The following is an 8,047-nucleotide window of genomic DNA, read 5'->3' on the forward strand; positions in this document are numbered from 1 at the left end:
CACCGCGATTCCCGTCAGCCGCCCACGACTGAGGCGAGGTCGGCGGGCACCGCCATCGGGGTCAGCAGACCTGCCTCGACCCGACCGGTGTTGCCCACCGGATAGCGCCCGGTCATCGAGCCCGGCGCGGCGACGATCAGGCGGACCACCTGGCCCAGTGCTTCACGACGATCCCGTTGGCGCAGCGCGAGCGTCAACATGGCCGCGTGGTTACAGGTGTGCAGCCAGGGGTCGGGCTGGGAAACGATGTGCGCTCGCTCCAGGTGTCGCCACCGCTCCTGGGCGGCCGGTGCGCGCTTCGCAGCGGCCATTTCCCGCCGGTACACGTCGCGGGCCGCGACTCCGAGGCGGCTCACGACGCCACCCGCCGAGGCTCGTCTGCGCGACCGTTGGGCAGCCAACAGCGCTTGACTACCAGTGCCGTGACGGGCGGTGATGATTCACCTGACGCGATTCGCACGCCGTCGTGTCTACTTCGGCGAGTGCATCGACTCATCGCGTGACTTCTCGGGTTCGACGGTGCGGCAGCAGGTGCAATCCTCGCCGCAGGTGCTCCGTTGCGCGGGGACCATCTTCAGGGGTGACGTCGCTGGGGGGCAGCAGGCGTCGACAGGTGGCGGAGGAGCCGGCAGGGTCACGTGGTTACTCGCCGCGGCAGCACTGCGACGCTGGGGGACACCGGGCAGCGACTGCGTGCGCGCGGCGCGGATCGCGTTGAGGATGACCAACACTTCGGCAGCCTCGTGGATCAGCACCACGGTGGCCAACCCGAGAACCCCCAGTGCGGCGAGGGGGATCAGGATCGCGATGATGGCCAACGACAATCCGATGTTCTGCACCATGATTCGACGGGCCCGACGGGCGTGGACGAGAACCTGGGGGAGGTGCCGCAGGTCCTCTCCCATCAGCGCGACGTCGGCGGTCTCGATGGCGACGTCGGTACCCATGGCGCCCATTGCGATGCCGATGTCGGCGGTGGCCAGGGCGGGTGCATCGTTGACCCCGTCGCCGACCATCGCGATCGGCCGGCCAGCGGCCAGCTCCGACAGCAGGCGAGCCTTGTCTTCGGGCAGCAGGTCGGCGTGTACGTCGGTGATGCCGGCGGCCTCGGCCACGGCCTTCGCCGTGCGGGCGTTGTCACCGGTGAGCATGACGACGTCGATGCCCAATTCGCGCAGTTGCCCGACAACTTCGGGCGCTTCGGGCCGCAGTTCGTCGCGGACCGCGATGGCCGCGACAACGACCCCGTCACGTTCGAGGAGGACCACCGTCGCTCCCGCCGATTGAAGGCGGTCGACGTCACCGGCGAACTGCCCGGCCGCGATCCAGCCCGGCTTGCCCAACCGGATTGCAGAGCCCTCGAAGCGACCGGTGATGCCGTGGCCGGCCAGAGCGGTCACGTCCTCGGCCACCCCCACGTCGTGGCCGGCGGCATCGACGACGGCCTTGGCCAGCGGGTGCTCGCTTCGAGCTTCGACCGCAGCTGCGACCCGCAGGGTTTCGACGTCGGTGACACCGCCCGCGGTCACCGTCTCGACGACCTGAGGACTGTTCCGGGTGAGCGTGCCGGTCTTGTCGAGGGCGATCACGGCGATGCGCCCCAATTCCTCGACCGCGGCGCCACCCTTCACGAGAGCGCCCTGTCGGCTGGCGGCGCCGATGGCGGCCACCACCGTCAGGGGCACGGCGATGGCCAGGGCGCAGGGTGAGGCCGCGACGAGCACCACCAGAGCGCGCTCGAGCCACAACACCGGATCACCCAGTAGCGCACCAACTCCGGCGACTGCGGCGGCCAACACCAGGATCGCCGGGACGAGTGGACGGGCGATCCGGTCGGCCAGCCGCTGACCGACGCCCTTGCGTTCCTGGGCCTGCTCGACGATGTGGACGATGCGCGCCAGCGAGCTGTCGGCGGCGGCTGCGGTGACGGAGACCTCGATCGCGCCGCCGCCGTTGATCGCGCCGGCATGTACGACGGTGCCCGGCTCGGCCTCCACGGGAACCGATTCTCCGGTGATCGCCGAAAGGTCCAGGCTCGTCCGACCGGAGGTGATGACGCCGTCGGTGGCAGCGCGCTCGCCTGGTCGCAGGACCATCAGGTCTCCGACCACCAAATCATCTGCCGTCACGGCGTCTTCATGCCCGTCGCGGACCACGGTGACCGACGCTGGCACCAGCGAGAGCAGGGCGCGAAGGCTCCGGTGAGTGCGCGTCACGGCGTAGTGCTCGAGCCCTTCGGCGATCGAGAACAGGATGGCGAGCAGCGCAGCTTCGGTGACCTGTCCGAGTGCCACGGCGCCGATCGCCGCGATCGTCATCAAGGTGCCCACTCCGAGACGACCGTGGCGAAGATTGCGGACGGCGGCGGGGGCGAAGGTGGCAGCCCCGGCGGCGACTGCCGCCAGTTCCAGTAGCAAGCCGACGGTATGAAGGCCGTTTCGGGTGACGACCCATCCTGCGAGCAGCAAGATCGCGGCCGCCGCCGCCAGCTGCAGCTCGCGGACATTCCACAGCCTGCCCGACCAGGACTCGGTGTCGGCGTCGGTGTCGGCCCCAGCGGTGCCGGGTCCGCAGCATGCATCAGACATGGCGCGCCTCGATTGCCGGTCGACGGTCCGCATGTCCGAAGACGGCGTCAGTCAAGGACCGGCCGCGGTCGGTGAGCCGGTACATCACCATCCGGGCTTGGCGCCGAGATGTCACTAGACCGGCCGTCTTGAGTTGACGCAAGTGGTGGGACACGAGGTTCTGCGACTGGCCGACCACCCAGGCCATGTCGCACACGCAGAGCTCGTCGCCCTCCAGGAGCGCGGAGGCGATGGTCAGTCGCGTCGGGTCACTGAGAGCCCTCGCCGCGGCAGCCGAGTGTTCGGCGTCGGCCAACGGCGGCAGGAGAGCGCGAATCCGTTCGGCGTGCGGCAGGTCCAGACACAGCAAGTCGCAGTGATCGATGGTCGGTTCGGCCATCTCCACATACTAACGCATGTTGGTATGTCGATGTATCTTCCTGCGTTGGCGTCGACCCCGCTCGACGCGCCTTTGGCGGCCGGATCGAAACTACGTAGGAAGGCAGTAGGAAATCGGGTTGCTGTCGGCGTGCCTCGGGTCATGTCGCCGACGGGGCTGCCAAGCTGGGTCCGTGAAGGCACTCGCCGCCGGACTCGTCACAGTGGCGGTGCTCGTATTCGTCGCCGCCCCCGTCGCCCACGCCGACATGGCACAGCGCCTCGCGCAGGCGAACGCCTACCTCCTCGACCGTCCCGGCACGACCGGTTACGTCCTTCGCGATCGGACCACCGGGCAGGCATACCGCAACCAGGCGGCCGCCACGATGATGTGGACCGCGTCGACCATCAAACTCGCCATGGTCGTCGACCTACTGACGCGGGCGCGGACCGGTCAAATCACTCTCACCCCGGCCGACAACCAGCTCATGGCCGACATGATGCACTCCTCGGACAGCGACGCCGCCGATACGCTCTGGGAACGCTACGGCGGACCCGACAACATGGCGTTCAACCGCAACTTCCCCATCTACGGGATGACCAATCTGCAAGCGCAACGGGGATTTAGCGCCACCTACCCCGATTGGGGATTTCAGAAGTCCACCAGCGATGACCTCGACCGGCTGATGAATCACACCCTCACCCGGTTGCCGCCGGCCCAGACCGCCGCTGTCGTCGCTGAAATGCAGCACCTCGACCCCAATCAACAGTGGGGGGTCTGGGGAGCGGGCGCCTCGATGGCCCCCGGCAACAAGAACGGGTGGTCGCAGGAACAAGGCGGATGGGTGGTCAACAGCGTCGGGTTCGCCGGTCCCCGCCAGCGCTACACCCTGGCGATCATGAACTCGCTAGAGGGGGAGGGCGGCTACGACGACGGCGTGCAGACCACCACACGACTGGCACAGATACTGCTGGCCGGCTGACCGTCCCCGCGGCCCTGGGTTCGGGTTCCGAGATCCGGCCCCGCACCATGAGTTCGGCGCCTGGAGTTCTCGGATACTAGCCCTCGATCACCCGCATCGCATACGGTGTCATTCCGTTGGTCCGTGCCGGTGAGTTCTTCATCGGCACATTACTTCCTGCGCCCCTCCCATCTGAGATCCGCCAAAATAGGTTGACGTGGAACGACGTTCGATGGCAGGCCAGGACCCGATTGGATCGATCGGTGCGTGGCGTCGAGGGTAGCTGCTTGAGCTGATACGCCTTCGGTCGCCTATTCGAGCAGTGGCAGGCTTCGGCGCGCGCGAATGACGCGGGCGCAGAGAGAAAATGCCTCGGCGACCGATTTAGCGCCCACGGCGCCGTGCGCTTCAGCTGGCGGGAGCCGATCGAGGTGGAGGTCAGCATGTTCGGCCACTAAGACCCATTCGACACCACGCCAGTGACATTCAGCGCTGAACGTCGATATGAGACGGGGGAGGGGCCGTCTGGCGCCGACTTCAAGGCCGTGGACGTCGAGGATCAACGCGACCTCTAAGCCGGCGAACCGAGCGAGTTGCCCCGCCACCGCCTGGACGTTGGTGTCATCGAGACATCCCGTGACCCTGATGACCACGGCGACGCTCCGCATTTGAGCTCTCACCCGAACACCCCCGCATTCGACGACGCCCGCGCGCGACCAATCACGACAGGTGGCGATGCTTGCGGACGTCGTCCTGGCGGCGACACTCGGCTGGGCAGGACATGAGCCGATGGACTCGTTGGTGCGCCCCGACGACGAATGCTCAGTCACTTCAATCTCCAACCCCGGATCAAGTGTTCTGTGGCCCGGCGCCGCCGGCCGTCAGGCGGGCTGTCGCAATGGCAAGCATCGACACAGTGATTCAGCCTGTCGGCCACAGGGTTGTCTCGCCGGCCTCGATTGGCCGCGAGCCGGTCATGGCGAAGAACATGACACAGGGCTCGGTCGTGTTGTTGATCCAATTGTGGATCGTGCCGCGCTGGATCATCACGTCACCTTCGTGCAGGCTGACGGTTTCCTCCTCCAGCTCACAGTCAATTGAACCCGACAGCACGGTGACGAAGTCGATGGATGCCGTGCGGTGCGGACGGGGCGTTACCCCCGGCTCGTACTGAACGATCCGTAGCAGGCTGCCCCACTCGACGGCGGTTGGAACGTCCTGCGTCGCTCTATCGGACGATCCGTTGTTGTCGGCGGGCATCTCGGTCGTCGTCCACATGACCCGCGACGTCGAACCGTGGCGGTTTTCGTTGCCGGACTCGTCGGCACCGCCCAGCAGTGGCAGCACCGAGTCGAAGATGACCGTCGATTTGCCCTCGGCCGTGTGCCCGGTCACGACGCGGCGTCCAGTGAATGGCATCTAATGATCTTTCTTTGGATGGTCAAGGATCTCGGACAGCACCGATTCATGACTGCCTGTCACGAAAAGCCTTCCAGTCGTCCTCTTCTGGGATGTCGTACGCGTTCAGTGACATCGCGACCAGGCAGTACTGGCTCACGAGGTAGACGAGGTGGTCAAAGCCGTCTCGTCCGAGCTCCTCGACCGCGTGCTTGAAGACCGGACCGGGCAGTGCCCCTCCGCGCAGCAGCTTCTTTGCGACCCCGACGGCGACCCGGGTCTCGGAGTCGACATCGGGAGGGCACTCTCCGGCACACAGCGCGGCGACGTGGCACTCCGACACCCCAACCTCGGCTGCCACCGCGGAGTGGGCGTACATGATGTACGCGGCGTTGAAGTGCGAGCCCACCGTTAGGATGACCGACTGAATTGTCGTCGGCTCGAGTCCCGGCATACCGCCGATGGCTTCGAGGAGCTGATCGATTGCCAGGCCCGTCGCGGGCTCCTGCAACCAGACTGACCACGGCCCCACCAACGCACCGTCGGACGTCATCGTCGTGAAAGTCGAGTAATTGTCACCGACCCGCTCGACGAAAGTGTCGTACAACTCCTGCTGAGCCGGGGACACCTCGGATTTCTTGACTAGCGGAACTCGCATGTAACGCCTCCCCTTTCGAACATCGGCAATGCGCTCATGAACGTGGTGATGCAAGATGGGCCAGCACGTTGCGAGCAGACATCATCTTTCGTGAAAGCCAATGTGTCCGCATTACGATTCACGTGCTCCGTTGTGATAGGCCGCATGCGCGACATGCATGCGACCGTGCGCCGGGCGGTGACGACGCTCGGTGAAATCGCGGCCGTAGGGCAAACCCGTTGCTGCGAACCGTATCTCCTGCAGGCAGCCGATGGAGCGGGTGCCTGCGACGAGCAACGTGTTGGGCGCCAACGGCGCCACATGTGCGGCCACGGCTCTCAACCCCGTGTGCTTGGCGGGCATGTGGTGGGTTGCAGGCCGATGGCGACGGCCATGGCGCTTTGGTTTTGGCAGGCGGTGACTCCGGAGTCGGGTGGGGTGTTGGGGCCTTGGGTTGGCCGGCAGGTGGTGGGTTGCAGGCCGATGGCGACGCCCATGGCGCTCTGGTTTTGGCAGGCGGTGACCCCGGAGTCGGGTGGGGTGTATCCGCCCCGGCCGGTGCTCGATTGGGCCGTCGACGGCGAGGCGGGGGCATTCTGCGTGGAGCTGGGGCCGGTGTCTGAGGAGCTGCTCGGGGTCTTACTCTCGTCGGCCGCCGGAGTGGTGGTGGCGCATGGCGGTGGGTTGTAGCCACCCTGCTGAAAACAGGCGGCATGGGCCGTGCCGGGCGGAGCGACACCGCCGGCGACGCCGAGTCCGATGACGAACGCCAGGACCGTCGGCGCGGTTGCGCACCAGCGCGGGGAGCGCTGTCGCATCACGGTGCTGACCGATGAGGAATCGTGACTCCCGTTGGCGGCGAGGCATGTTGACCCACGAAGTGGGAAGGAGATCGTTGGCGGTCCGGCTGAGTCCCGATGCGAATTCTACATTCTCGACCTCCAGGGGGCGGACATCCAGCGAAGCGGTGTCCCCCCGGCGATTCCCGGGCGACGGGCTGCGCTCTCTCGAACCCGAAACCTGGCCCCGACTCCCCGTCCGGCACCTAGGTTCGATCGCAGTATCTCGCCGCGCACTGGACCGCAGACGCGAAACGGACTATGGTCCGATTATGGTCGAACGGGCGAAGGCCGACGGTTCAGCGGGCAACGAGGCGCTCAACCTGGCTGTCATCGATGAATTCCGGTCCAATCACGGCAAGGTGGCCGATGTGCCCGGCGGCAATGTGCTCATTCTTCACTCCGTGGGTGCCAAGACCGGTGAACCCCGTCTGACTCCGCTGGCGTTCGTCGTAGTCGATAGGCGATTGTTCGTCTTGGGTTCCTCTCTTGGCGCACCGAATGACCCGGCGTGGGTCCATAACTTACGGGCAGTTCCGCAGGCTCGCATCGAGATTGGGGACGAGGAGTACGGCGTTGTCGCCCACGAGATCCGGCGCGACGAACGCGACGAGCTATTCCGGACAATTGGCGAACTGGTCCCCATCATGGTGGAACACCAAGCGCGAACCGCGCGGAAGATACCGATATTCGAGCTGATCAAGACTTGATGTTCTGCACTCGCTGATAGCCGGCTGTCAGCGTGGCGGCGCGTCAAACGAGCCCCTGTTGATACAGGCCGTGAAGGCTACCGGCTGCCGCGGAGTCGAACAGGCTGTTCATGCGAGGTCATGTCCGCGGCGTCAGCCAGCGTGAGAAGCGTTCTGCTCCAAGCCAATCAACGACGTGAGTTCCGTGACGAGTTCGCGTACGCGGTTTAGGTCGGTGGGCACTGCGTCGCTGTTGACTGGGGTCGGGTTCACCGAGGCGTCGATGTCGAAGACCGTGTGCGGTCGATGCCATGCCGAGAACCACTCCAGGCCGCGTCCGTAGGTGTCTTGAGTGACGCCTTGCATCAGAAGCACGGGTTCGCCGCGCTGGCATCCCAAATGTCGTGTCACCACGGGGTCGGCGGGTACTGCTTGAACTCGGCGGGGGCCGCCGTGAGGCTGGTAGCCGACGCTGCGCATCCAGTCGTGCAGGGAGCCGCCGTTGAGTTCTTCGGCAGACAGGGTGGGGAAAAGGTCAGCGGGTATCCACGTGGTCATGTACACGACCGGTTGGTCG

General features: G+C 66.0%; 9 protein-coding genes. 3 read left to right on the forward strand and 6 right to left on the reverse strand.

The window, feature by feature from the left end:
• Positions 1–14: 14 nt before the first annotated feature.
• The 3 genes from ABW137_RS20060 to ABW137_RS20070 form a co-directional block, all read right to left on the reverse strand.
• Positions 15–356, reverse strand: a complete 342-nt coding sequence (locus ABW137_RS20060) for a DUF3703 domain-containing protein (RefSeq protein ID WP_526403181.1) — start codon at positions 354–356, stop codon at positions 15–17.
• Positions 357–470: 114 nt separating this feature from the next.
• The gene (locus ABW137_RS20065; protein WP_526403183.1) at positions 471–2,588 is read right to left on the reverse strand and encodes a heavy metal translocating P-type ATPase; all 2,118 of its coding nucleotides are present in this window, start codon (positions 2,586–2,588) and stop codon (positions 471–473) included.
• Positions 2,581–2,967 (reverse strand): ArsR/SmtB family transcription factor, encoded by a 387-nt coding sequence (locus tag ABW137_RS20070; protein ID WP_526403185.1) that lies wholly within the window; start codon positions 2,965–2,967, stop codon positions 2,581–2,583. The genes ABW137_RS20065 and ABW137_RS20070 overlap by 8 nt, the downstream gene beginning before the upstream one ends.
• 247 nt (positions 2,968–3,214) lie before the next feature.
• Here ABW137_RS20070 and ABW137_RS20075 point away from each other — a divergent pair, with 247 nt between their 5' ends.
• Positions 3,215–3,928, forward strand: coding sequence for a serine hydrolase (locus ABW137_RS20075; protein WP_526403197.1), 714 nt, complete (start codon positions 3,215–3,217; stop codon positions 3,926–3,928).
• Positions 3,929–4,828: 900 nt separating this feature from the next.
• Here ABW137_RS20075 and ABW137_RS20080 read toward each other — a convergent pair.
• Positions 4,829–5,326, reverse strand: a complete 498-nt coding sequence (locus tag ABW137_RS20080) for a cupin domain-containing protein (RefSeq protein WP_526403187.1) — start codon at positions 5,324–5,326, stop codon at positions 4,829–4,831.
• Between the two features lie 46 nt (positions 5,327–5,372).
• On the reverse strand, positions 5,373–5,963 hold the full coding sequence (locus ABW137_RS20085; RefSeq protein WP_526403189.1) for a carboxymuconolactone decarboxylase family protein: 591 nt from the start codon (positions 5,961–5,963) through the stop codon (positions 5,373–5,375).
• Positions 5,964–6,437: 474 nt separating this feature from the next.
• Between ABW137_RS20085 and ABW137_RS20090 the strand changes: the two genes are divergently transcribed.
• Complete coding sequence (locus tag ABW137_RS20090; RefSeq protein ID WP_526403191.1) at positions 6,438–6,632, forward strand: hypothetical protein; 195 nt, start codon at positions 6,438–6,440, stop codon at positions 6,630–6,632.
• A gap of 421 nt (positions 6,633–7,053) precedes the next feature.
• The gene (locus ABW137_RS20095; RefSeq protein WP_526403193.1) at positions 7,054–7,491 is read left to right on the forward strand and encodes a nitroreductase family deazaflavin-dependent oxidoreductase; all 438 of its coding nucleotides are present in this window, start codon (positions 7,054–7,056) and stop codon (positions 7,489–7,491) included.
• A 132-nt stretch (positions 7,492–7,623) separates the two neighbouring features.
• Here the strand turns inward: ABW137_RS20095 and ABW137_RS20100 are convergent.
• Positions 7,624–8,047 (reverse strand): UTRA domain-containing protein (locus ABW137_RS20100; protein ID WP_526403195.1); only part of this gene is annotated, 424 nt, incomplete at its 5' end.

Origin of the sequence: Mycobacterium sp., from assembly GCF_040509115.1 — a bacterium.
In the GTDB taxonomy this organism is placed as follows: domain Bacteria; phylum Actinomycetota; class Actinomycetes; order Mycobacteriales; family Mycobacteriaceae; genus Mycobacterium.